At 43.9% G+C, this 23,312-nt stretch carries 24 protein-coding genes; 1 reads left to right on the top strand and 23 read right to left on the bottom strand.

Features of this window, described 5'->3' with window-relative positions; genetic code table 11:
- Window positions 1-55 precede the first annotated feature (55 nt).
- From era to rpsU, 14 genes are all read right to left on the bottom strand, one after another.
- Window positions 56-970: a GTPase Era gene (gene era / locus E2L07_RS04175; protein WP_053431522.1), complete on the bottom strand. Its 915-nt coding sequence runs from the start codon at window positions 968-970 to the stop codon at window positions 56-58.
- Window positions 963-1,361, bottom strand: a complete 399-nt coding sequence (locus E2L07_RS04170) for a cytidine deaminase (RefSeq protein WP_010897531.1) — start codon at window positions 1,359-1,361, stop codon at window positions 963-965. The genes era and E2L07_RS04170 overlap by 8 nt, the downstream gene beginning before the upstream one ends.
- Window positions 1,361-2,104 (bottom strand): DUF502 domain-containing protein, encoded by a 744-nt coding sequence (locus E2L07_RS04165; RefSeq protein ID WP_041820434.1) that lies wholly within the window; start codon window positions 2,102-2,104, stop codon window positions 1,361-1,363. Before E2L07_RS04165 ends, E2L07_RS04170 begins: the two co-directional genes overlap by 1 nt.
- A gap of 39 nt (window positions 2,105-2,143) precedes the next feature.
- Window positions 2,144-2,536 (bottom strand): diacylglycerol kinase family protein, encoded by a 393-nt coding sequence (locus E2L07_RS04160; protein ID WP_134228924.1) that lies wholly within the window; start codon window positions 2,534-2,536, stop codon window positions 2,144-2,146.
- Window positions 2,517-2,996 (bottom strand): rRNA maturation RNase YbeY, encoded by a 480-nt coding sequence (gene ybeY / locus E2L07_RS04155; RefSeq protein WP_053431523.1) that lies wholly within the window; start codon window positions 2,994-2,996, stop codon window positions 2,517-2,519. Before ybeY ends, E2L07_RS04160 begins: the two co-directional genes overlap by 20 nt.
- Window positions 2,980-5,145, bottom strand: a complete 2,166-nt coding sequence (locus E2L07_RS04150; protein WP_010897527.1) for an HD family phosphohydrolase — start codon at window positions 5,143-5,145, stop codon at window positions 2,980-2,982. Before E2L07_RS04150 ends, ybeY begins: the two co-directional genes overlap by 17 nt.
- A gap of 216 nt (window positions 5,146-5,361) precedes the next feature.
- Window positions 5,362-6,324: a PhoH family protein gene (locus E2L07_RS04145; protein WP_010897526.1), complete on the bottom strand. Its 963-nt coding sequence runs from the start codon at window positions 6,322-6,324 to the stop codon at window positions 5,362-5,364.
- Window positions 6,325-6,329: 5 nt separating this feature from the next.
- The gene (yqfD, locus tag E2L07_RS04140; RefSeq protein ID WP_010897525.1) at window positions 6,330-7,523 is read right to left on the bottom strand and encodes a sporulation protein YqfD; all 1,194 of its coding nucleotides are present in this window, start codon (window positions 7,521-7,523) and stop codon (window positions 6,330-6,332) included.
- Between the two features lie 33 nt (window positions 7,524-7,556).
- Window positions 7,557-7,850, bottom strand: coding sequence for a sporulation protein YqfC (yqfC, locus tag E2L07_RS04135; protein ID WP_010897524.1), 294 nt, complete (start codon window positions 7,848-7,850; stop codon window positions 7,557-7,559).
- Between the two features lie 161 nt (window positions 7,851-8,011).
- Window positions 8,012-8,542, bottom strand: a complete 531-nt coding sequence (locus E2L07_RS04130) for a hypothetical protein (RefSeq protein WP_010897523.1) — start codon at window positions 8,540-8,542, stop codon at window positions 8,012-8,014.
- A gap of 36 nt (window positions 8,543-8,578) precedes the next feature.
- Complete coding sequence (floA, locus tag E2L07_RS04125; protein WP_010897522.1) at window positions 8,579-9,574, bottom strand: flotillin-like protein FloA; 996 nt, start codon at window positions 9,572-9,574, stop codon at window positions 8,579-8,581.
- Window positions 9,575-9,594: 20 nt separating this feature from the next.
- On the bottom strand, window positions 9,595-10,932 hold the full coding sequence (locus tag E2L07_RS04120; RefSeq protein WP_010897521.1) for an NfeD family protein: 1,338 nt from the start codon (window positions 10,930-10,932) through the stop codon (window positions 9,595-9,597).
- A gap of 200 nt (window positions 10,933-11,132) precedes the next feature.
- Window positions 11,133-11,576: a GatB/YqeY domain-containing protein gene (locus E2L07_RS04115; protein WP_010897520.1), complete on the bottom strand. Its 444-nt coding sequence runs from the start codon at window positions 11,574-11,576 to the stop codon at window positions 11,133-11,135.
- Between the two features lie 19 nt (window positions 11,577-11,595).
- Window positions 11,596-11,769, bottom strand: coding sequence for a 30S ribosomal protein S21 (gene rpsU, locus E2L07_RS04110; RefSeq protein ID WP_010897519.1), 174 nt, complete (start codon window positions 11,767-11,769; stop codon window positions 11,596-11,598).
- A 179-nt stretch (window positions 11,770-11,948) separates the two neighbouring features.
- On the opposite strand from rpsU, the gene E2L07_RS04105 reads away from it, so the two are divergent.
- Entirely contained in the window at window positions 11,949-12,881 is a 933-nt protein-coding gene (locus E2L07_RS04105) for a Na/Pi symporter (protein WP_134228923.1), read from the top strand.
- A gap of 45 nt (window positions 12,882-12,926) precedes the next feature.
- On the opposite strand, the gene deoC is transcribed toward E2L07_RS04105, so the two are convergent.
- The 9 genes from deoC to hemW all read right to left on the bottom strand — a co-directional run bounded on the left by deoC (window position 12,927) and on the right by hemW (window position 23,146).
- Complete coding sequence (deoC, locus tag E2L07_RS04100; protein ID WP_134228922.1) at window positions 12,927-13,601, bottom strand: deoxyribose-phosphate aldolase; 675 nt, start codon at window positions 13,599-13,601, stop codon at window positions 12,927-12,929.
- Window positions 13,602-13,781: 180 nt separating this feature from the next.
- Window positions 13,782-15,128, bottom strand: a complete 1,347-nt coding sequence (gene mtaB, locus E2L07_RS04095) for a tRNA (N(6)-L-threonylcarbamoyladenosine(37)-C(2))-methylthiotransferase MtaB (protein WP_010897516.1) — start codon at window positions 15,126-15,128, stop codon at window positions 13,782-13,784.
- Between the two features lie 5 nt (window positions 15,129-15,133).
- Window positions 15,134-15,886, bottom strand: coding sequence for a 16S rRNA (uracil(1498)-N(3))-methyltransferase (locus E2L07_RS04090; protein ID WP_010897515.1), 753 nt, complete (start codon window positions 15,884-15,886; stop codon window positions 15,134-15,136).
- A gap of 9 nt (window positions 15,887-15,895) precedes the next feature.
- Complete coding sequence (gene prmA / locus E2L07_RS04085; RefSeq protein WP_010897514.1) at window positions 15,896-16,837, bottom strand: 50S ribosomal protein L11 methyltransferase; 942 nt, start codon at window positions 16,835-16,837, stop codon at window positions 15,896-15,898.
- Between the two features lie 27 nt (window positions 16,838-16,864).
- Window positions 16,865-17,977 (bottom strand): molecular chaperone DnaJ, encoded by a 1,113-nt coding sequence (gene dnaJ, locus E2L07_RS04080; RefSeq protein ID WP_053431528.1) that lies wholly within the window; start codon window positions 17,975-17,977, stop codon window positions 16,865-16,867.
- Between the two features lie 233 nt (window positions 17,978-18,210).
- Window positions 18,211-20,055 (bottom strand): molecular chaperone DnaK, encoded by a 1,845-nt coding sequence (dnaK, locus tag E2L07_RS04075; protein WP_134228921.1) that lies wholly within the window; start codon window positions 20,053-20,055, stop codon window positions 18,211-18,213.
- Between the two features lie 57 nt (window positions 20,056-20,112).
- Window positions 20,113-20,697, bottom strand: a complete 585-nt coding sequence (gene grpE, locus E2L07_RS04070; protein ID WP_010897511.1) for a nucleotide exchange factor GrpE — start codon at window positions 20,695-20,697, stop codon at window positions 20,113-20,115.
- A 79-nt stretch (window positions 20,698-20,776) separates the two neighbouring features.
- The gene (gene hrcA, locus E2L07_RS04065; RefSeq protein WP_053431530.1) at window positions 20,777-21,808 is read right to left on the bottom strand and encodes a heat-inducible transcriptional repressor HrcA; all 1,032 of its coding nucleotides are present in this window, start codon (window positions 21,806-21,808) and stop codon (window positions 20,777-20,779) included.
- A 180-nt stretch (window positions 21,809-21,988) separates the two neighbouring features.
- A complete protein-coding gene (gene hemW, locus E2L07_RS04060; RefSeq protein ID WP_010897509.1) occupies window positions 21,989-23,146 on the bottom strand; it encodes a radical SAM family heme chaperone HemW in 1,158 nt (385 codons plus the stop codon).
- Between the last annotated feature and the right edge of the window lie 166 nt (window positions 23,147-23,312).

Raw genomic sequence — 23,312 nt, 5'->3', positions numbered from 1 at the left:
TCCCCCAGCCATTGTAAAGAGTGTGTGACATTTTCTTGCACGTTGCAATCTTACATTAATATTCGTCTTCGCGAAAGCCGTAGTCACGAAGATGCTGCGGTTTATTACGCCAATCTTTTTGCACTTTTACCCATAGTTCGAGAAATACTTTGGATCCGAGTAATGCCTCAATATCCGCACGTGCTTGCTGTCCGACTTCCTTCAGCATCTTTCCTTGTTTTCCAATAATGATTCCTTTTTGAGAAGAACGTTCCACAACGATCGTTGCCCCGATATAGACCGTATCTTGATGCTGTCGCCGTTTGATTTGTTCAATGACAACAGCGATGGAATGGGGAATCTCTTCTCGTGTAAGGTGAAGCACTTTCTCACGAATTAACTCAGCAATGACGAAGCGTTCCGGATGATCTGTTACTTGATCACTCGGATAATATTGCGGTCCTTCACTTAAATGCTTAGTGATTTCTGACAGTAAAGTTGGCACATTATTTCCTTGTAATGCCGAGACCGGCACGACCTCTTCAAATTCATGCTTATGACGATAGGTTTCAATTAAGCTCAGCAAATCATCTGGATGAACTTTATCAATTTTATTGATCACAAGAATGACTGGGGTTTTCGCTTCTTTTAACCGTTCAATGATAAATTCCTCACCTGGACCGAATGCCTCTGCCCCATCAACCACGTACAAAATAAGATCCACTTCTTTAAGCGTGTTTTGTGCAACCTTCATCATAAAATCGCCCAATTTATGCTTTGGTTTATGAATCCCTGGTGTATCAATAAACACAATTTGCGAGTCTTCTGACGTATAAACGCCCTGGATTTTATTGCGGGTCGTTTGCGGCTTGTCTGACATGATCGCAATTTTTTGACCGATTACATGATTTAACAGTGTAGACTTTCCAACATTTGGGCGGCCGATGATGGAAACAAAGCCTGATTTGAATCCTTCTTTCTGATTAATCATTCATATCCTCCGCAGTAAAGGCTCCTGGCAATAGTTCAGAAACCGTTATTTCTTGAATGTCCCCTTGTAAATTTCCTAAGTAAACTTTTGTATCAGCAGGACATAGCTCAGCCATGACTTGACGACAGGCTCCACAAGGAGGAACGGGTCGTTTCGTATCGGCAACAACTGCAATTGCCACCACATCTCGACGTCCTTCAGAGTAAGCTTTAAACAGCGCTGTTCGTTCAGCACAGTTCGTCAAACCATAGGATGCATTTTCGATGTTTGCCCCGCGAATAACGGAGCCGTCCTTCATGAGTAGGGCTGCTCCTACTTGAAAGCGGGAATAAGGAACATACGCTCCTTCTCTCGCTTGAATGGCTTCTTTAATTAACATTTGTCGATCCATTATGATTCATCTCCTCTTTTTGATCGCACCCGAACCATCATTTTCTTTTCATCATAATACGTTTCGAGATGCTCTCGTTCCAACATTTCCTCGGGATCTGGCGGCACAACCACACCACCAGAGATAATAAACTTTAATCCTTGCTCGACCGTCATGTTTAAATGAATGACATCCTCTTTCGGAATGAGGACAAGCCATCCAGAAGTTGGATTAGGGGTCGTCGGTAAAAACACATTGATGCAATCTTTTGACGTTACTCGTTGCACTTCGCCTTTTGATTCTCCTGTTTGAAAGCCTACGGTATACAGACCTTTTCGCGGATATTCAACAAGCACTACATTTTGAAACGATGTCCGTTCCTGTGCAAACGCATGAATGATTTGCTCTACTGAAGTATAGATCGAGTTTGCGATTGGAATTTTTCGAAACGCTTGATCAATCCGACTAAAGGTTCGATGTCCTTGTCCACGTAGCCGCATTGAACCGATCCACGCAATTAGCATAATCGTTAAAATAAATCCGATGCCCAACAGCCGTTCAGAAAATGGAGTATAGACACCCAAAAAATAGATTCGACCTTCTTCTACCGTGATAATATTTAACCCACGAAGCACATCGGTTATGAATGATCCTAGGAAAGAATCAATCAATCCAAATAAAAACACGATCACGTAAATTGTTGCAATGGCAGGTAGAAGGAAGATAACCCCTGCGATGATGTTTTTTTGAAACCTTTTCCACATTTTGTTCAAAGGCCCCTCTCAACCAATCTTTCCGTTACATCATGAAAACCATTTTTCCAAAAGTGGCGGAATGAAAATGATCAATCCGATAATGATAGCAAATATACTATATACAAACACTGCGGCTGCTGCAATATCCTTCGCTCGCTTAGCATACGGGTGGTATTCATCCGTAATCAGGTCCACCGTTCGTTCAATTGCTGTATTCATAATTTCGAGGGAAAATATCCCTCCAATGACGAGGAGAAGGATAAGCCACTGGTACGTGGACAACTCCAGAAGAAGCCCAAGGAAAAGGACAGCTATGCTAATTGCGAGGTGAATTTGCATATTTTGTTCACGCTTAATGACATACACAAGTCCGTTCGTCGCATAGACAAAGGAGCGTAGCAACCGACGAAAGCCCCGTTTATTACGATCTTGTAAGGCCATAAGCAGTCAAAATATCCTCTTGTCGCATGAACATTTTTTTCTCCTCATCCTCGCTCATATGGTCATAACCTAACAAGTGTAGGAAGCCGTGTACAATTAAAAACCCTAGCTCTCGCTCAAACGAATGACCATATGCTTCCGCTTGCTCTTGACAACGCGGAATTGAGACAATGATATCTCCAAGCAAATTCGGTGTACCTGCTTCTGGTTCCACTGGCTGTTCTCCCTCACCTACTTCATTTAGAGCAAAAGAAATCACATCTGTCGGCTGATCTTTGCCTCTATAATCACGATTCAGTTCTTGGATCTCCTCATCGCTGACAAAGGATAGCGAAAGTTCATATGTCCCTTCCGCTAACTTTTCGTAGCGCGCCGCTTCGTGAAGAAGCTCTCGGATCAACGTTTCCTGTTTTTCTGTTAGCGTATCCGTATGATCGATCATATCAATTTGAATGTTCATGGCCACTCTCCTTCTTTTTTTCATCTTCGGGGTATTCTATACGCTCATGAAATGTTCCCTTTAACGTTTCACAGATCGATTTGGCAACTTGATCTAAGTCTTTTAGCGTTAATTCACATTCGTCAAATTGTCCATCTTCAAGGCGATCGGTAATGATTTTTCGAACGAGCGCTTCGATTTTGTTCGGATTCGGTCTAGACATTGACCGAACAGCTGCTTCCACACTATCGGCAATTCCGACGATAGCCGCCACCTTTGATTGTGCCTTCGGTCCAGGATAACGAAAACTTGTTTCCTCTACTTCTTGATCTGATTCTTGCTGGGCTTTATGGTAAAAATATTTTAATAAGCTTGTCCCGTGATGCTGTTCGGCTATATCTATAATTTCTTTTGGCATTTTATATTCCTTCAGCATCTTTGCCCCATCATACGGATGAGAAATAATGATCGTCGCACTTAACTGCGGAGAGATCCGGTCATGGGGATTCTCCATTTTCATCTGATTTTCAATGAAAAAGTGCGGCCGTCTCGTCTTCCCCAGATCATGATAGTAGGAGCCCACCCGTGCAAGCAACCCATTCTCTCCAATCGATTCGCAAGCGGCTTCCGAGAGGTTTCCAACAACGACGCTATGGTGATATGTTCCAGGAGCTTCGGTTAAAATTTTTCGCAATAATGGATGATTTGGATTCGAAAGCTCGATTAATTTCGATGTTGACAAGATGCCAAAGCCCGCCTCAAAAAAAGGCATGAGACCCAGTGTGAGCACGGCTGCTAAAAAGCCTGATGCAAAAGCAAATCCCATGTGTAAGCCAACTTCCATCCAGTTTGTCTGAACCGATTTTAAAAACAAAATGGACAAAAGAATTAGCATGTTCATAAACGATACGAATAAACCTGCGCGCAAAATGAGTGTTGTTACATTTTGTGAGCGCGACAGGAAATACACAGCAGCAAACGAGCTGAACAAAATATAAAGGGCGAATGAAAAATTATACGACCCCGCCACGCCTTGATTAAATAGGATGCTGCCAATAATCGCAAACATGATGCTCGAGAACAAGGCAATGCGATGGTGGACCAACATAGTGAGCAGCATCGATCCGAGAGCTGCAGGGACTACATAGCCAGATGCCTGAATGTCAAAAGCCTCAACAAACGAAACAATTTTCATGACTGATACGGTCACGATAAAAATAAGAATGTACATAAGCAAGTGACTATTGTTCGTTTGAACAGATGACTTCGTTTCTTTTAAATAATAGGCGACCATCATGACAATTAAAATGACAAGGATCGCAAGCCCGATATATGGAAACGGATTGAACGTATCATCAAGCAACCCGACAAGCCTTAGCTGTTCATACGTATCGTAGTTAATGCTTTCTCCTTCTTTTACAAGCAGCTGCCCTTCTCTAATGATCACTGGCTCGACCGAATCTAACGCTTCTTGTCGCAAGCGCTCGGTTGCTTCTTCATCATATGTATAATTCGGAACGATGGCAAATTGAGCCACTTCAATCATCGCATCTAAAAGCTGACTGCTTACAGTTGAAATAGTCATCAGCTCAGGCACGGACTCTTTTGCTTCCGAAAGTCCGCTAACCGAGATCGATTCACTCATGATTTCATGAACGGCACTTACGGTTGTATTTCGCGCTAAGTTCAACTGCGCCTCCGATGTTTCTAACAATGTTTGGATCGTCGTTTCAGACAGATCCCTTCCCGTTTCATCTGATAAACGTTCCTGAACCATCTCTACTTTTTCTTCTGAGGTTACCTCTTCTTCCTCTTCTTCATGCTCCTCTAAGTCTCGCTTTACTTCATATACCACTTGAAATAAATCATCGACCAACCCTACTTGTCGCTGTGTTAAATCACGGTCTAGAGAATAAACCGGAGAGACAGAATCGAGTACTTCTTTTTGTCGTTCTTCCGTCGCTTCTCGGTTTTCAATCGTAATTGGTGAACGAATATCTTGTTCAGCAATAGACGATAATTGAATGTCAAGCCGGTCAGGAAGTACATTCCCAAGCATTAAGAAGTAAAGAATGATGGCAAGAACCATGTACATGATCACGCGCGAATATTGATGATCACGGATTTGCTTCCACCATTTTTGTTGATCGATCGACGCTCGTTTTTTCACCGGCTTTCACCTCTAACCTTTCTCGGTTATTCAATCGTTAAGCGCTTTGAATCAAAGCACTTCCTTTTTCTACGTACTGTTTGATTCCTACGTTTCGCAAAAAGGAGATCCTGTTTTCAGTGTAGCCTCGGAGCCTTTCAAATAATCAAGTAACAAGAGACCCTCTAAGCACAGAGGGTCTCATTTAATTGCCATCCTATCCAATTGTAGCGCCTGTTAGGATTTCTCTTCAACCTCGTAGGCATCGAGAATTTTTTGAACGAGTGTATGGCGCACAACATCTGCTTGTTGCAAATAAATGAACCCAATTTCCTTTACGCGCTCTAGAATACCAATGGCCACCTTCAAGCCAGATTGCTTTCCTTTAGGTAAGTCGATTTGCGTAAGGTCCCCATTAATGACCATTTTTGAGCCAAATCCTAAACGGGTTAGAAACATCTTCATTTGCTCTGGCGTTGTATTTTGTGCTTCGTCTAAAATGACAAATGCGTCGTCAAGGGTTCGACCTCTCATATAGGCAAGGGGGGCCACTTCAATGGTTCCCCTTTCCATCAGTCGGTTCGTTTGTTCAGTCCCGAGTACATCGTGCAGCGCGTCATACAAAGGCCGTAAGTAAGGGTCGACCTTTTCCTTCAAGTCTCCAGGCAAAAAGCCGAGGTTCTCTCCTGCTTCCACTGCTGGCCTTGTTAAGACGATCCGTTTGATTAATCCATCTTTTAAGGCTGTGACAGCCATGACGACAGCAAGGTATGTTTTCCCTGTTCCAGCAGGGCCAATGCCGAAGACAAGATCCCGGGTTTTAATTGTTTGAACGTAGTGACGCTGCCCGAGGGTCTTGGCTCGAATCGCTTTCCCTTTTATATTCGTCGTAATATTTTCACGATAGATTTCCGACAATTCATCTAACTGATCTTTCTCAGCTAGCTGTACAGCATAAACAACATCACGCTCTGACAGTGAGACGCCGTTGCGAATCAGTTCGATCAAAGCTGAAAGCACATGTTCCACAAGGGTTATTTTTCCTTCTTCCCCCGTAACGGAAACTTGTTCACCTCGCGTTACAATCGACACCTGTAAATATTCTTCCAAACGTTGCAAATGGGCGTCCTTCGGGCCAAAGAGAGCTTGTGTTTCCTGTGTGTCTTTTACTCGTAACTGTATTAGTTTCGTTTCTGGCAATAATCTCAATCTCCTTGAATGATCGGCATTTCCGATGTGATATCTTCAATAACTTGGTAGTGAATTCTTAGTTTTACTTTACCATTCTCGACGCGTTCGTGCAAAACTTTTTCGCCTTCAATTGTGGCATCCTTGTCAATTTTCTCATAAAGTTCTTGCTTCGCTAGTTTTTTCCCGCGTTCGACCGCTTCGCCTTTCGTCAATTTCTGCTCGAAGCGATTAGCTTCATACACTTTTGTTCGTGTATATTGAATTGGAAGTGTCCATTTCCAAAAATACAACTCCTTCTGCTCTTGAAACGTTTCAAACTCCTTAAACTCATGTTTCTTAAACCCCCAAATCGGGAGGTTAACTCCAAAAGCACTAAGTTGATGGGTCGTCACAGATTCCCCTGTTAAGGTTGAAAATTGGCTTTCAAGCGGAATCGTTACATCAGATGTATACCAAATTTCTCCTAAAACCACACCAACAGCTGGAACAATTTGCTCTTTTCCTTCTTTTCCGATAAAGCCTGAAACGAGCATGTCCCCTTTTTCTACATAATCGTTCACTTTTACCTTTGGCTGACCATGCTCAACAAATACACTGTGTACGATTGCTTTTTTCTTTGCAACAAGATGTCTTGGGCTAATTCTTTCTGCTTCCTCTGGAAGTTGTTGTTCCACCACCTCAAATTGGTAGGTTGTCCCATTTTGTCGAACGCCGATCCATGTCGCTCCAGAAAGCTGCTCGGTTACTTCGCGCTGCAAGTCTTCGACACTCGGTAATGTGAATTGAAATGCCCCTCTTTTTACTCCTAGTTCTTCCACAAGTTGACGAAGTTCATGCTCCACTTTCGGAGACGCTCCTTTAATTTCAATAGACCAAACAATATTGGATAGAATAAACATTAATACGATGGCTAAACCGATTCCGCCAACAAATCCGACTCGATTCATCGCCTTTTTAACGAAGGCAGGATAACCAAGCCGTTCTACAAACGTCACCTTACATTCTGTTTGCTTGACAAGAGGTCGAATTTTTTTTGCATCTTGCATGTCCATAAAACAGACAATTCGTTCTGCTCCCATCCGCTTGATGCTCCAAATCGCCACATTTTTTTGAATGCAGCGATTAAGAAATCGTTCCCCGTACACTCCGTCAATTTGCACTCGAACATATCCGCGAACTAGTTGCTTCCACATTGCTTTCGTTTTCATTCCCATTTCCCCTCTCATTCCTCTTCTCTCCAATCACTTGGATGGCGAATCAGGAATAAACAACACTTGATCGATTCTGCCCTCCAACAGTAACTCTTCAGGTAAGATCGTTTTAATGACAAATCCGTCCCCCTTTATGAGCAATTGCCCGTGCTTGAGCAATAAACGTAACTCTTGATTAGAGAATCGAAGCACTCCTTGGTGGTTTTCAATGTATATATGTAGCTGGCCGATCATCGTAATGCGTGGCAAATCCATCATCACATCTGCTGGGAGCTGCAACTGGTTCGTCATCCATCGCATCAATTGTTGTTTGACATTCTTCATTGAACCAACCCCCTCTCCTTTCATTTTTATGAGAAAAGGGAATTGGTTATCACTGATAATCTGTCATTTCTATGGGAACTCCAGTCACTTTTATCGCTTTAATTGACATTCCCTAATACGAAAAAGCCACTTGCTACCATTGTGGTAACAAGCGGCTGTCATTAACGTTTAGAGAACGATCGATGGGGGCGTTTTGCACGAGGTTGGCCTAAAACTTCTGACCAAACGACTGCCTTCATCGCTTCATCTTTTGTCAAATGATGAAAATGCAACGCAAGATTTGTTTCCTTCTTCTGTTTTAGTGAGCGAGTGATGGAGACAGGAGGAACTTGCTCCGATACAGGTTGATTGTCCCTCACGCTCTTAAAATCTCGAACCGAATCTTGCACAGTTGGTTGCGTTTGAGGCTGCTCGTCATGTAGATCCTCATAATCATAAGACTCGACTGGTTCTGCATAAGCAGGCTCCGTCTCTTTTTCCCTTCTATGGGGATCAAATAAATCACGCCAATCCTCGATCGGTTCTGAGCTTCCTGGCCAAGGCTGCTGTGAAGGTCCTGGCTGTTGTGGTTGCTTAGATTGCTGAGGGCGTTCAGTATTTTGTTCCCTGCCAGTTTTCCGCTGGTTGCCGCCTAGACGGCCAAACAGGCTAACGAGTAAAAAGATCAGAAGTGGAATAAGGAAACTTTCCACGGTCACTCACCTCCCAAGTTGAGACGGTGAAGTTCATTAGCGGTCATTTTTTTCATCCGCTTCTTGATCACCTGTAGCTTTGCTAATGGAGTCACGCATATCCGTGTCAGCCATTACGTTCTGGTAGTTTAAGTAATCCATCACGCCCATATTCCCTTTACGCAATGCGTCAGAAAGGGCCATTGGTACTTCCGCTTCCGCTTCCACAACTTTCGCGCGCATTTCTTCAACTTTCGCACGCATCTCTTGCTCTTTTGCCACGGCCATTGCACGGCGCTCTTCCGCTTTCGCTTGGGCAATTTTCTTATCCGCTTCCGCTTGATCTGTTTGAAGGCCGGCACCAATGTTTTTCCCGATATCAATATCTGCAATGTCAATGGAAAGAATTTCAAATGCCGTCCCAGCATCTAGACCTTTTTTCAAGACAGTTTGCGAGATTGTATCTGGATTTTCTAATACTTTTTTATGGTCGTCTGAAGAACCAATAGTTGAAACGATTCCTTCACCAACACGGGCGATTACAGTTTCCTCACCTGCACCACCGACAAGACGATCAATGTTGGCTCGCACTGTAATTCTTGCTTTCGCCTTTACTTCAATACCATCCATTGCCACACCGGCAATAAACGGAGTTTCAATCACTTTCGGGTTAACACTCATTTGCACAGCTTGCAATACATCACGACCAGCAAGGTCAATAGCTGCACAACGCTCAAAGCTTAAATCAATGTTCGCACGTTGAGCCGCGATAAGGGCGTTAACGACACGGTCCACATTTCCTCCTGCAAGGTAGTGACCTTCTAGTTTTGAAGTGCTCAAATCCAAACCTGCTTTTACTGCTTTGATGAGTGGCTCAACGACACGTCTTGGAATAACGCGACGGAGTCTCATTCCGACTAATTCAAAAATACCAATTTTGACACCTGCTGCTAGAGCGGAAATCCACAGCCCGACTGGAACAAACGTGAATAGTACCGCCAGAGCAATAAAAATGACCCCTAAAAGGATAATCAAGCCTAAATCAACTGGCATAACAAAATTCCTCCTTTTAATCATTCATCTGTTTCGCGAACAACGATCCGCGATCCAGATGTAGATACGACCTTTATCTTCCTACCCTGTTCAATATATCCTCCCTCAGAGACGACGTCAAGTCGTTCCTCTCCAAATAGTCCCGATCCGGAAGGACGTAATGGTGTTAGGGATTGACCAATTAACCCGACAAGTTCTTGTCTTGTCTCATTTGTAATGTATCCTTTTTCACTGCTGGTCGATTCAGTAAGGATCATTTTTTTCCATGGTCCTCTTGATCCGAAATACCTAAACGTAATGATAGCAACTACCGTAGTGACGACAGCTGAGATTCCTAAAGATACGAGCATCCATGCAGTTGAAAAGGACGCGAGTAACATTCCTCCGATCATCCCTGCGATACCAAGGATACCAAATAGACCGAAGCCGGGCATAAACACCTCTATTAAAATTAAGAGAAAACCAGCGATAAATAAAATCATCGCTTCGTAGCCTGCAAAACCGGCAATTAAATGGCCGAAGAAAAAGAGCAGCAATGCTGAGATTCCCATGATTCCTGGGACACCAAAACCTGGGGAATAGAGCTCAAGCACAAGCCCGAGGCTACCGATGGAGAGTAAAATCGGAATGATTAGCGGATTTGTCACAAAGCGAGCTAGCTTTTCCGCAAAGCTTACTTCCATTTCCTGTTCGAAAGCATTGTCAATCTGAAGATGCTCTAATAGCTCTGCTCGATTTGACGCAATCGCTTCTGCATAATTAACTTCAAGCGCTTGACTCGCTGTAAGAGTTAACAGCTCTTCGTTTGAAATATCGAGCTCTGGAATTTCAATGCTACGATCCGCCATCGCTAAAGCGTACTTAGGATCGCGATCGTTATATTCAGCCGCATTTCGCATTTCAGCTAGCCAGTACGACTGAGCTTTCTCGTCGGCTGCATTTCCCGCACTATCAATGACAGCGGCTGATCCCATCGTTGATCCCGGTGCCATGACAATCTCATCTGCGTTTAACGCGATGTAGGCTCCTGCTGATAACGCTTGATCGATCACATAAGCAGTGATCGGAATGTCTGTCTCCCGCAAAGCTCTTGCCATATTGCCAGCTGCGTCCACTCGTCCACCTGGAGTATTAATTTCCAAGACGATATGATCAGCCCCTTCTTCCACCGCACTATCCAACGACCGCTGTAAAAACGCTTCCAATCCACGCTCGACTTCCTGTTCAACAGGGATGTAGTATACGAGAGGTTGATCCGATGTGCGGAACTCGCCTTGAGCCATGATTTGAAGGGGGGCAAGTAATATGGCTATGAGGATGCATGCTAGAAAACCGTAAAGCCACCGGATTCGTTCCATAGCTGTCCTCCTTTCTAGTTGATATCGCTATTTTTTTTACGAAATGTGTAGAAATAAGTTTCAACTTTTTACACGATCTTTTTTTCATTTTATCGAACCCGGTCCCCTATGTCCACCGACAGCAAAGACTGTTCAGCTTCTTCATCTGTAGGAATCATAAAAAGACGCCCTGTCCAATGACAAGACGTCGGATTGTTCAATTATGATAACTGTTGTTGCACGAGGCGATTGACGAGACCTCCGTCAGCTTTGCCTTTTACCTTAGGCATGATCGCCCCCATTACTTTACCCATATCGGCTTTTGAAGATGCTCCTACTTCTGCAATCGTCTCATTGACAATTGCTAGGAGTTCATCCTCTGACAACTGTTCAGGCATGTAATGCTCAAGTATAGAAATCTCATTGCGAAGCTTTTCAACGAGATCTTCCCGATTGGCTTTTTCAAACTCTTGGAGGGAATCTTTACGCTGCTTAAGCTCACGGTTAAGCACCGTTAATTGATCATCTTCTGTCAGATCGCGTCCGAATTTAATCTGTTCATTTTGCAAAGATGATTTCACCATACGAATGACAGAAAGCTTTTCTTTTTCCTTGTTTTTCATCGCTTCTTTCATGTCTTGATTTAAACGATCAAGGAGATTCAATTTCAACACCCTCTTTTATTTAGAACTTACGCTTTCTTGCAGCTTCGGATTTCTTCTTGCGACGAACACTAGGCTTTTCATAGTGCTTACGTTTTCTAACCTCAGCCAACGTTCCTTCTTTAGAGAGTGATCTCTTGAAGCGACGAAGTGCAGCATCAATCGATTCGTTTTTACGAACACGAGTTTCTGCCATTTTCTTTCCCTCCCTCCGAAACAACCAACTAGATGTACACAAAAAATGCACGTCTTGTTTGATTATAATATAAGGGTTTTTGTCGGTCAACTGAAACCGAACATTTACCAACTGATGAAGTTAAGAAATGAGTCATTCTTGTCCTCACTTGTCCATACATTGTATGGGGGTGGTTGTGCGTGACGCAACAATTGTTTACACTATTTGCCGTGTTTGTTAGCTTATTTTTATTCGGAATGGCGGTCATGCGTGCAGGGCTCCTGACGATGAATGCTGAGAAAGCACGTGTTGGCATCCTTCGTTTCGTGGATAATCCACTAAAGGGCTTTTTTGTTGGCCTTCTTTTAACTATACTTCTACAAAGCAGTTCAGCTGTCATGATTGTCACCATTGGCTTTGTAGCAGCAGGATATGTAACGTTCCGTCAATCGATCGGAATCATTTTAGGAACGAATGTCGGTACATGTTTTACCGTTGAATTAATCGCCCTTGATTTACACTCATTGATTGTTCCCTTACTTCTCATCGGATTAATCGGTCTCGCGATCCCCCATCTCATCACATACTGTCTTGGCTGTGTTAGCTTTGGACTTGCATGCATTTTCATTTCGATGAACGGATTAGAGAACCTTGCTTCTCCGTTAGCTGCTATCCCGGCCATTCAAGCCTTTATCGAATTAACAAACGATTGGCTTATCGTTGGTGCTGGCGTCGGCACCTTATTAACGGCGCTAATCCAATCAAGTACAGCCACAACGGCGATTGCCATGGGATTTTTGAATGAAGAAATCATTGGGATACACGGAGGAATTGCCATTATGTTAGGGGCGAACATCGGTACATGCTTCACCGCCTTATTAGCTAGCATAGGATCAGGTCGCACCTCGCGCCTCGTAGCATTTGCCCATCTTTGGTTAAATGTGATCGGGGTCCTGCTCTTTATTCCCCTTATTCCACATTTGAGTCACTTCGTCATGACGCTAACGACGATTCCAGCTATTCAGCTTGCTCATGCTAGTACGATCTTTAATGTTATTTGTTCACTTGCGATCCTCCCGTTTGTTAAACCTTTTGCTTCGTTTATTGAAACGTTACACGGCCCATCACAGTAGAAAAAGCCGAGCATAAGAAAAAAGGAGCCTCCCTCAGGCTCCTCCTTAATAACTCCCTTCCCTACGCTCCCCGTTAACAATCGCCACCCCAGCACTCGCACCAATCCGAGTAGCACCAGCATCAATCATCGCTTTCGCGTCGGACAGATCTCTAACACCTCCAGAAGCTTTGACTCCTAAATTTGGTCCGACCACTTTTCGCATGAGCGCGATATCCTCAGCCGTAGCACCTCCGCCAGAGAATCCAGTCGACGTTTTGACAAAGTCGGCTCCTGCTTTTACGGCAAGCTCACACGCAGCCTTCTTCTCTTCCTCCGTTAATAACGATGTTTCAATGATTACTTTCGTTAATGCTTTCCCTTCTGCTGCTTTAACAACCGCTTGAATGTCGCGTCCAACAAGCTCGTATTGTTTATCTTTTAACGCTCCAATGTTAATGACCATGTCCACTTCTGTCGCTCCATTTTCAATGGCATTAGTCGTTTCAAACGCTTTCACTTCCGGAGTCGTTGCCCCTAACGGAAAGCCGATAACTGTACATACTTTCACATCAGGTGCATCTTTTAGCAACTGCGCAGCAAGTGCGACCCAAGTAGGATTCACACAAACAGATGCAAATGAATATTCCTTTGCTTCCTCACAGAGCTTTACAATTTGGTCTTCTGTTGTATTTGGTTTAAGTAGCGTATGATCAATCATTTGTGCAATCGAACGTGACATGATTTCATCTTCCTTCCTCGTGAGTTGTACGTACCTCTCTGTATGGTAGCATAGAACAGAGCGATTGGCGAGCCGCATCCTTATTGTTATCTTACGCCCATCACCTTCTCCTATCCCATCCATTGAGCGAATGAAAAACGACACCCACCGCAAACATTACGATAGATGCCATTGATCAGATCACCCGTGAGCCACTGCCTGAGGCTCTTCATCCAACACTCGGACAAATTCGCCTTCATTATAGGGGTACCCTGCCTTTGTAATTTTCACTTTTACGAGTTTTCCGATCATCTCGTCCGTTGCCGGAATTTTTACCTTTAAATAGTTATCGGTATAACCAACATATAGACCGGAATTTGGCTCTTCTTTATCCCGCTCCTCAGGGATCATTTCCAATACTTCTCCTTCAAACTGTGACGCGTACTCCTTTGCTAGCTGATCAGAAAGTTGAATAAGACGGTGGACTCGTTCATTTTTTACATCTTCATTCACTTGATCTTCCATACGCGCTGCAGGTGTCCCCGTTCGCTTGGAGTATGGGAACACATGTAACTCAGAAAACTTATGCTTTGCAATAAAATCATACGTCTCTTGAAATTCAGCCTCCGTCTCACCGGGGAAGCCGACGATGACATCGGATGTAACCGCTAAACCTGGTAACGCTTCGCGGAGACGTTCTAACCGCTCAGCAAAAAAAGCCATCGTATACTTACGTCGCATCCGTTTTAATACAGTATCAGAGCCTGATTGTAACGGAATGTGCAAATGGCGGACAACCTTAGTCGAACGGTCAATGACTTCGATGACTTCATCGGTAAGCTGACTTGCTTCAATCGATGAAATTCGAATTCGCTTTAAACCATTCACTTGTTCGAGGTCTTCCAATAAACGGGCAAGTGAGTAATCCTTTAAATCTTCACCATAACCACCCGTATGAATACCAGTTAAGACGATTTCTTTATAGCCTGCTTGAACGAGCTGCTCTGCTTGTTTAATGACTTCTTTCGGATCACGTGATCTCATCAACCCACGAGCCCAAGGAATAATACAAAAGGTACAGAAATTGTTACAGCCCTCTTGAATTTTTAATGATGCCCGGGTTCGATCTGTAAAAGCAGGTACATCCAACTCCTCATACACGCGAGATTTCATAATATTTCCTACACCGTTAATAGGCTGACGCTCTTTCTTGTATTGCTCAATGTACTCAAGCATCTTTTTTCGATCCTGTGTTCCAACAACAATGTCAACACCAGGAATCGCCATAACCTCTGCAGGGGATGTTTGCGCATAGCAGCCTGTAACGCAAATGACCGCATCAGGATTTTTACGGATCGCACGGCGGATCACTTGGCGACTTTTTTTATCTCCTGTGTTTGTCACTGTACATGTGTTGATGACATACACATCGGCCATTTGCTCAAAGTCGACCTTCTCATAGCCTTCTCCTTTAAACAACTGCCAAATGGCTTCTGTTTCATAATGATTCACTTTACACCCTAATGTTTGAAAAGCAACTGTTGCCATGTTTTTCACCTCATTCGTTCAAAGTGATACGAAATTGCAGCCAAGGCATAGAGAGAGGCCGTTTCCGTTCGCAAAATTCTCGGCCCAAGGCCTGCAGGCGCTCCTCCCGCCCTTTGAATCGCATCAATTTCTTCAGTTGTAAATCCACCTTCTGGGCCGATGATGACAAGAAGGGAGTCTCCATGATGTAATTCGTTCAAACAGGCAGCGAAAGTCATAAGGCGCCCTTCTTTCGCCTCTTCCTCATACGCGACGATCGTTTTCGTAAAACCGGAGATCTCCTGCAAAAGCTTAGAAAACGCTAGCGGCGTTTCAATGGAAGGGATCCGTTCCCTGTATGATTGCTCAGCGGCTTCCTTGGCGATTTTCATCAATCTCTCTGTTTTTTTTCGCCCCTTCTTCTCATCCCATTTCACAATCGAGCGACTGGCAGAGAACGGCCAAAACGCTTGAGCACCTAATTCTGTCCCTTTTTGCACAATGTAGTCAAGCTTGTCCCCTTTTGGTAGTGCTTGAGCGATCGTTACTCGAATAGGCAGCTCTGTATTTGGTATGAGTGGTTCAATGACACGAGCGAGTACTTCTGAATCATTCGCTTTCTCGATTTCACAGCGAACCGTCCGGCCATGACCATCGCTGCAAATTAATTCATCTCCGATCGTCATGCGCATGACCTTTATGATATGCTTCACGTCATCCCCTGTAATGGTGACATACGTATCTGTCATTTGTTCCTTTGGGACAAAATATCGTTGCATGTCTTTGCCTCACTCGTGTCCGTTTTTGGCGATGATCGCCACCCAGTCTTCCAATTCAACCGTCTCTTCGATCTGAAATCCGTTTGTGACGAGGGCATCTTTTACATCGTTTTTTTTCCTTTTAATAATCCCCGAAACAATAAACGTTCCTCCTGGTTTTAACACCGCTTTTGCATCTGCGACAAAGCGGATGATCACTTCCGCTAAAATGTTCGCGACGATGACATCTCGCGTCCCTGTAATCCCTTCAAGTAAATGATTTTGTCGAACCATTACTTGTCTATGAACTTTATTCAGCTTCACATTCATTTGAGCGCTCTTTACAGCTACTTCATCCAGGTCGAGTCCAAGCACCTCACTAGCTCCAAGTTTGGCTGCTGCAATGCTCAGAACCCCTGAACCTGTTCCAACGTCAATCACTGACTCGCCGCCTTGGATGACGTTTTCGAGCGCCTGAATACAAAGAACGGTCGTAGGGTGGGTACCTGTTCCAAATGCCATTCCTGGATCGAGCTCAATGATCATTTCATCCTCATGGGCTTCATACTCTTCCCAAGTCGGAACGATCGTGATGGTGTTTGACACTTTCACCGGCTTATAATACTTCTTCCAAGCCGTCGCCCATTCTTCCTCAAGGACTTCAACGAGTTGAATTTTATTATGACCGAGATCGATATCATAAAGCAAAAGACCATTAATAGCTTCCTTAATTTCCTCAATCGTTTCTCCTAAGAAACTATTGACAGGAAAGTATGCTTTAATCATCACACCTTCTTCAGGGTAATCGTCAGGGTTAAGTTGGTAGATTTCACCGTAATGCACACCCCATTCCTTCACTAAATCTTTAGGGTCTTCAATGACAACACCACTCGCCCCTGCTTCATGCAAAATATTGCAGACAGGTTCGACCGCCTCCTGTGTTGTATGGATGCTAAACTCAGACCATTTCATCTTACCAACTCCACCCTTTCTCTTCATTTACCCTTTAAACGCTCGCTTCACTTTTGCAAAAAAGGAATCGTCTTGCTCGTCGGGGCGACCGCCTGACATTTGTGCAAACTCACGAAGTAGCTCTTTTTCTTTTTCAGAGAGCTCCTTCGGCGTAATGACGCGAACTTGAACATGCTGATCTCCTTGCCCGCGACCGTGTACGTTCGGAACTCCTTTTCCGCGCAAGCGAAAACTCGTACCCGTTTGCGTCCCTGCTGGGATTTTTAGCTTAACTTTCCCATTCAATGTTGGGACTTCAATCTCATCGCCTAGGGCTACTTGGACAAAGGTTAACGGCATTTCACAATAAATGTCATCGCCATCACGCTCAAAAAACTCATGGGGCTTCACATTAAACACAATATATAAATCTCCAGCAGGTCCTCCGTTAACTCCAGCTTCCCCTTGGCCAGAGAGCCTTATTTGTTGACCGTGATCAATGCCTGCCGGTACTTTGACATTGATTTTTTTCCGTTTACGTACTTTTCCTTTTCCTCCGCATGTTGCACATTTATGCTTAATATATTTTCCTGTTCCCTCACAATGGTGACAAACTCGGCGATTAACGACGCGGCCAAACGGCGTATTTTGCTCAATATTAAGCTGACCGGAGCCGCCGCAATGCGGACAAGATTCCGGCTTCGTCCCAGGCTTTGCACCAGAGCCTGAACACGTATGACAGGTCTCTTCCCGCGGGATTTCAATCGTCGTTTCTTTACCGAAAACAGCTTCCTTAAATTCAAGGGTCATCGTATATTGCAGATCCGCACCTTGACGAGGTGCATTCGGATTGCGTCTACCCCCGCCGCCACCAAAGAACATATCAAAAATGTCACTAAAACCACCGAAGTCACCAGCACCGCCACCGCCAAATCCTTGGTTCGGATCCGTATGGCCAAATTGGTCATAATGGGCTTTTTTCTGCGGATCACTTAGTGTATCGAACGCTTCTTTTACTTCCTTAAATTTATCCTCTGCATCGGGTGCCTTGTTCACGTCAGGATGGTATTTACGTGCCAATTTACGGTACGCTTTTTTCACTTCATCCGCGGACGCGTTACGATCAACACCAAGGACTTCATAGTAATCCCGTTTGCTCATGTCATCCACTCCCGATTCTTCTGAACTATCCATGTTATTCATTGTTCAAGAGCTTATGCTATGCTAGCTCTTGCAATCTTTATGGTTGACTGTATCACCGATTATCTCACTATCACATAACGTTCATCATACCATTTTTTCTGGCTGCAAAGCAAGATGTTCTAGTTGCACGATTTTTTTCGTAGAAAAAGCCAAAGTCATGGCTCTGACTTTGACTTTTTCTAAAGCTAAGATTACTTTTTGTCTTCCTCATTGACTTCTTCATAATCTGCATCCACAACGTTGTCATCCTGCCCTTTTTCCACTGTGCCTTGATCCCCTTCAGCCGATTGGGCTTGCTGTGCTTGTTGAGCCGCTTGCTCATATAGTTTTGTCGTTAAGGCTTGAACGACTTGTTGAAGCTCTTCTTTCGTTGTGCGAATCTCATCAATATTGTTCGCTTCGATCGCTTTTTTCAGCTTTTCTTTTGCTTCCTCGGCTTTCGTCTTCTCAGCCTCATCTACATTATCACCGAGATCTCTTAACGTTTTCTCGGTTGTAAAGACGAGCTGATCCGCTTCATTCCGTAGCTCTACTTCTTCGCGGCGTTTCTTATCAGCCTCAGCGTTCGCTTCTGCGTCCTTGACCATCTGATCGATTTCTTCATCTGTTAAACCGGAAGAAGATGTAATCGTAATGGACTGTTCTTTGTTTGTGCCGAGGTCTTTCGCTTTAACGTTTACAATCCCGTTCGCATCAATATCAAATGTAACTTCGATTTGCGGTACCCCACGTGGTGCCGGCGGAATATCTGTTAGTTGGAAGCGACCGAGCGTCTTGTTGTCGGCAGCCATTTCCCGCTCTCCTTGAAGAACGTGGATATCAACAGAAGGCTGGTTGTCGGCAGCCGTTGAAAAGATTTGCGATTTGCTAGTAGGGATTGTCGTATTACGCTCAATAAGCTTCGTAAACACGCCACCCATTGTTTCAATTCCAAGTGAAAGCGGGGTTACGTCGAGAAGTACGACATCTTTAACATCTCCTGTTAGAACCCCTGCTTGAACCGCTGCACCGAGGGCAACGACTTCGTCTGGATTTACCCCTTTATGTGGTTCTTTTCCTGTAAGGTTCTTAATCGCTTCCTGAACGGCAGGAATACGTGTAGATCCTCCAACGAGAACAACTTTATCAATTTCACTTGCAGAAAGGCCTGAATCTTGTAATGCTTGACGTGTAGGCCCAAGCGTTCTTTCTACTAAGTGTGAAGAAAGCTCTTCAAACTTCGCGCGAGTAAGGGTTAGTTCAAGGTGCTTTGGTCCTGTTGCATCCGCTGTAATGAACGGCAATGAAATTTGTGTTGACGTCACACCAGATAAATCCTTTTTCGCTTTCTCAGCAGCATCCTTTAAACGTTGCATCGCCATTTTATCCTGTGATAGATCAATGCCATTTTCCTTTTTAAATTCTGCGATCAAATGGTCAATGATCACTTGGTCAAAGTCATCCCCACCAAGCTTATTGTCCCCTGAAGTGGCCTTTACTTCAAAAAATCCATCACCTAATTCGAGAATGGAAACGTCAAACGTACCACCACCGAGGTCGTAGACAAGAATCGTTTGATCGTCTTCTTTGTCAAGACCATAGGCAAGAGCAGCTGCTGTTGGCTCGTTGACAATCCGCTCTACTTCTAATCCAGCGATTTTCCCTGCATCCTTTGTCGCTTGGCGCTGTGAGTCGTTGAAATAAGCTGGAACCGTAATAACTGCTTTCGTTACTTCTTCACCGAGATAGGCTTCAGCGTCAGATTTTAATTTTTGCAAAATAATCGCAGAGATTTCTTGCGGTGTATATTCTTTTCCTTCAATGTTTTCTTTGTGGTTCGTCCCCATGTGACGCTTGATTGAAATCACGGTGTTAGGGTTCGTGATCGCTTGTCGCTTTGCCACTTCCCCTACTTGGCGTTCCCCATCTTTAAATGCCACAACAGAAGGGGTAGTACGGTTTCCTTCTGGATTCGGAATAACCGTCGCTTCGCCACCCTCCATAACGGCTACACATGAGTTTGTTGTTCCAAGGTCAATACCAATGATTTTGCTCATCGTTAAGACTCCTCCTATTACCTTTCCAATGGTTTTTAATTATGTAGTGCTTCTATATTAGGCGTTCACTTTCACCATCGAAGGGCGGATCACCCGATCCTTTAGCTTGTAACCCTTCTGCAATTCCTCCACAATTTCATTTGATTCAAATTCAGCATCCTCAACTTGCATCACGGCTTGGTGAAGATGCGGATCAAAGGTTTCTCCCTTTGTCTCAATCACTTCAAGGCCTTCTTTTTTCAAGGCTTCAGAGACTTGGCGATAGACCATTTCCATCCCTTTAAGCAGCGTTTTTGTTTCCTCTTGCTCAGGTTCCACGAGCAATGCACGTTCAAAATTATCAAGAGCAGGTAACAGCTCCTCAATTAAAGACTGAGCTCTATATTTAGCAGCCGCTTCTTTTTCTTCTCGTTGACGGCGGCGGAAATTGTCGTAATCTGCCTGTATACGTAAAAGACGTTGATTCAGTTCATCAACCTGTCCTTCTAATTCAGCAATACGTTTCTCTTCCTCAGACAGCTCATTTCCTTCTTCATTCGCTTCATCCGAGTCCTCGTTGGATGGGTCTTCAGTTAACATCTCATCTTCTGTTTCGGCTTTTTCTTCCGTTTCTTCAACAGATGTTTTTTCGTTTTCTACCAACGATCGTCACCTCCTGTATGAAATCATATGTAGAACAATTAGCAGCATCAATGCACACTAATTGTCAATATTACCATCTCTAGCTTTGTTGATACAAGTCTGTCAGCAACTTTGTTAAGTCTTTTGATAGGTGCTCAACAACAGAAATCGTCCGGCGATATTCCATTCTTGTTGGACCGACGATTCCGATCGTTCCCATATGCTTGCCACCAATGGAATAAGATGCGGTGATCACACTGAGATCTTCAAAAGCTTCCACGTTGTTTTCATGGCCGATTCTCACCTGAATCTGCTCGCCGCTTGAGCGAATCATTTGATGCATGACATCGTCCTGCTCAAGAATCGTTAAGATTTGTTTGATCTTCTCCACATCGCGAAATTCCGGCTGGGATAACAAATTTGTTTTCCCACCGTAAAAGACTTTTTCAGATTTTTCTGCTTCAAACGTCTTTTCTAACAAATCTAGTACGAGTTCATAGTTCGTCACGTGAAAACGGAGAACATCTGCAACCTCTTTATTTAACCTTTCACGAAGCTGAAACAGAGAGACTCCTGCCAATCGCTCATTTAAAATGTTGACCGTCTTTTCAAGATCGACCGGATTAACCGAATGAGGCAGATGCATCGTTTGATTTTCAACATACCCTGTATCCGTGACAAAAATCACGACAACCGAATGGGCCGTAAGGGGAATTATATGGATGCTTTTAAGTTTCGTTTCAAACATTTCAGGACCTAGTACAACAGAAATATAACGAGTCATCGACGATAAAATCTGTGCCGATTGTTGAATCGCTTGTTCGACTTCCTGGATCCTCTTTGTGAAAAGCTCATGAATGTAGTGCCGTTCTTTCTTCGTTAAACGGTGTGGCATGAGCAAATGATCCACGTAGTACCGATACCCTTTCTGAGAAGGTATACGTCCTGCAGAACTATGAGGTTTCTCAAGAAAACCTAGTTCCTCAAGATCCGCCATCTCATTTCGAATCGTTGCCGGACTAAAGGTAATATCCTCTCGCTTGGAAATGCTTCTAGAACCAACAGGTTCAGCAGAGCGAATATAGTCATCAACAATCGCTTGTAGAATCAACAGTTGACGGTCTGTTAACATGGCTATATCACCCCTATTGAGGTTGCTTCACATAAAGACACTTAGTGATATGTGATCATCGCATTGAGTTTTTCATGCCTTCGACTGTTAGCACTCTCATAGTTCGAGTGCTAAATCTATTGCTAACTTATCAAAAAGGTCCCTATTTGTCAACGTAGATGATGGATCAATAGCAAATTTTCATTGCTGCTTTCCTTCGTCTAATACAGCTAAGAATTGTTCGAATACTTCATTTCCTAATAATAGCCCCTCGTCGGTTAAGCGGACACGGTCATCTGTACGCTCGAGCAAACAGCGTGCGACCAATTGGGCGATTTGCTTCTCATACAAGGAGAACATCGAGACGCCAAAGCGCTCAACAAATACACGCTCCTCTACACCTGATCGTTTTCGCAAGCCAAGAAACATTTGCTCCTCCATTTGTTCAACTCTCGATACATGATGGGACTCAAAAACAGGCCGCCTTCCTTCTTCCATGGCTTGCAAATATTTTGGCAGAGGGCCATGGTTCATATAACGAACACCGCCTACATATCCGTGGGCCCCTGCGCCAAACCCGTAATATTCATCATTGTTCCAATACACGAGATTATGCCGACTTTCATATCCCTTTTTCGCAAAATTGCTTATTTCATATTGCTTAAATCCATGTTTTTCCGTCTCATAACACAACTGCCTGTACATTTTCACTTCATCGTCTTCAGGCGGGAGCGTCAGTCGTCCTTGGCGTTGACGATTGTAGAAAACCGTCTTTGCCTCCACTTTTAATGAATAACAGGACAAATGTTCTACCTCGAGGGCAAATGCTTCTTTTAAGGTTTCCGCAAACATCTCAGGTGTTTGCTTTGGTAAACCGAGCATCAAATCGAGGGATAGATTCGCAAACCCGGCTTGCCGACTCTTCTCAACGGCTTGCTCCACACTCTTTTGATCATGCGTTCTGCCAATCTCTTTTAAAAGCAATGGTTGAAAGGCTTGAACCCCTATGCTCAAACGATCCACACCGTACGAGCGAAGAACGTCGAGCTTTTCCTCATCAATGCTGTCAGGGTTCACCTCAAAGGTGAATTCCTCCAAATCGCTTAAAGGCAACGTCCGTTTAATACTCGCTAGCAGCTGAGCTAACTGATCAGCCGTTAAAGCGGTCGGTGTACCGCCACCGACATAGAGGGTTTGCAATGATTTAGTCGGCTGTTCTGCAACAACCATCGCCATTTCTGTTTCTAAAGCTTGTAAATACTCATTTACCGGCTGGTTTTTCAAATAAAATTTATTGAAATCACAGTAGTAACAAATATGCTCACAAAATGGGATATGAATATAAGCTGCTTTTGGCATGCGGTGACTCCTTTCGTCCATTCAGCACCGTTTGTGATACCATGCGATAGTATAACAACCTTTTGCTTATTAGAAAAACTTACCTTACCGCCTTAGCGCAAGTTAAACACGATAAAAAGGAAACCTCCCATAAAGCAACGCTTTATAAGAGGCTCACGATTTACGC

Origin of the sequence: Halalkalibacterium halodurans, from assembly GCF_004376175.1 — a bacterium.
GTDB classification, from domain to species: Bacteria; Bacillota; Bacilli; order Bacillales; family Bacillaceae_D; genus Halalkalibacterium; species Halalkalibacterium halodurans.
Note: the sequence above shows the minus strand (reverse complement) of the source record. Positions and strands in the feature narration are given on the sequence as shown.

Bases quoted from the DNA above. Each gene is read 5' to 3' on its own strand.
- era (WP_053431522.1), bottom strand. From the start codon at position 970: ATGATTAATCAGAAAGAAGGATTCAAATCAGGCTTTGTTTCCATCATC.
- E2L07_RS04170 (WP_010897531.1), bottom strand. From the start codon at position 1,361: ATGGATCGACAAATGTTAATTAAAGAAGCCATTCAAGCGAGAGAAGGA.
- E2L07_RS04165 (WP_041820434.1), bottom strand. From the start codon at position 2,104: ATGTGGAAAAGGTTTCAAAAAAACATCATCGCAGGGGTTATCTTCCTT.
- E2L07_RS04160 (WP_134228924.1), bottom strand. From the start codon at position 2,536: ATGGCCTTACAAGATCGTAATAAACGGGGCTTTCGTCGGTTGCTACGC.
- ybeY (WP_053431523.1), bottom strand. From the start codon at position 2,996: ATGAACATTCAAATTGATATGATCGATCATACGGATACGCTAACAGAA.
- yqfD (WP_010897525.1), bottom strand. From the start codon at position 7,523: ATGAAAACGAAAGCAATGTGGAAGCAACTAGTTCGCGGATATGTTCGA.
- yqfC (WP_010897524.1), bottom strand. From the start codon at position 7,850: ATGAAGAATGTCAAACAACAATTGATGCGATGGATGACGAACCAGTTG.
- floA (WP_010897522.1), bottom strand. From the start codon at position 9,574: ATGCCAGTTGATTTAGGCTTGATTATCCTTTTAGGGGTCATTTTTATT.
- E2L07_RS04120 (WP_010897521.1), bottom strand. From the start codon at position 10,932: ATGGAACGAATCCGGTGGCTTTACGGTTTTCTAGCATGCATCCTCATA.
- rpsU (WP_010897519.1), bottom strand. From the start codon at position 11,769: ATGGCAGAAACTCGTGTTCGTAAAAACGAATCGATTGATGCTGCACTT.
- deoC (WP_134228922.1), bottom strand. From the start codon at position 13,601: ATGTCACGTTCGATTGCACAAATGATTGATCATACGCTACTTAAACCA.
- mtaB (WP_010897516.1), bottom strand. From the start codon at position 15,128: ATGGCAACAGTTGCTTTTCAAACATTAGGGTGTAAAGTGAATCATTAT.
- E2L07_RS04090 (WP_010897515.1), bottom strand. From the start codon at position 15,886: ATGCAACGATATTTTGTCCCAAAGGAACAAATGACAGATACGTATGTC.
- prmA (WP_010897514.1), bottom strand. From the start codon at position 16,837: ATGAAATGGTCTGAGTTTAGCATCCATACAACACAGGAGGCGGTCGAA.
- dnaJ (WP_053431528.1), bottom strand. From the start codon at position 17,977: ATGAGCAAACGGGATTACTATGAAGTCCTTGGTGTTGATCGTAACGCG.
- dnaK (WP_134228921.1), bottom strand. From the start codon at position 20,055: ATGAGCAAAATCATTGGTATTGACCTTGGAACAACAAACTCATGTGTA.
- hrcA (WP_053431530.1), bottom strand. From the start codon at position 21,808: ATGTTAACAGACCGTCAACTGTTGATTCTACAAGCGATTGTTGATGAC.
- hemW (WP_010897509.1), bottom strand. From the start codon at position 23,146: ATGCCAAAAGCAGCTTATATTCATATCCCATTTTGTGAGCATATTTGT.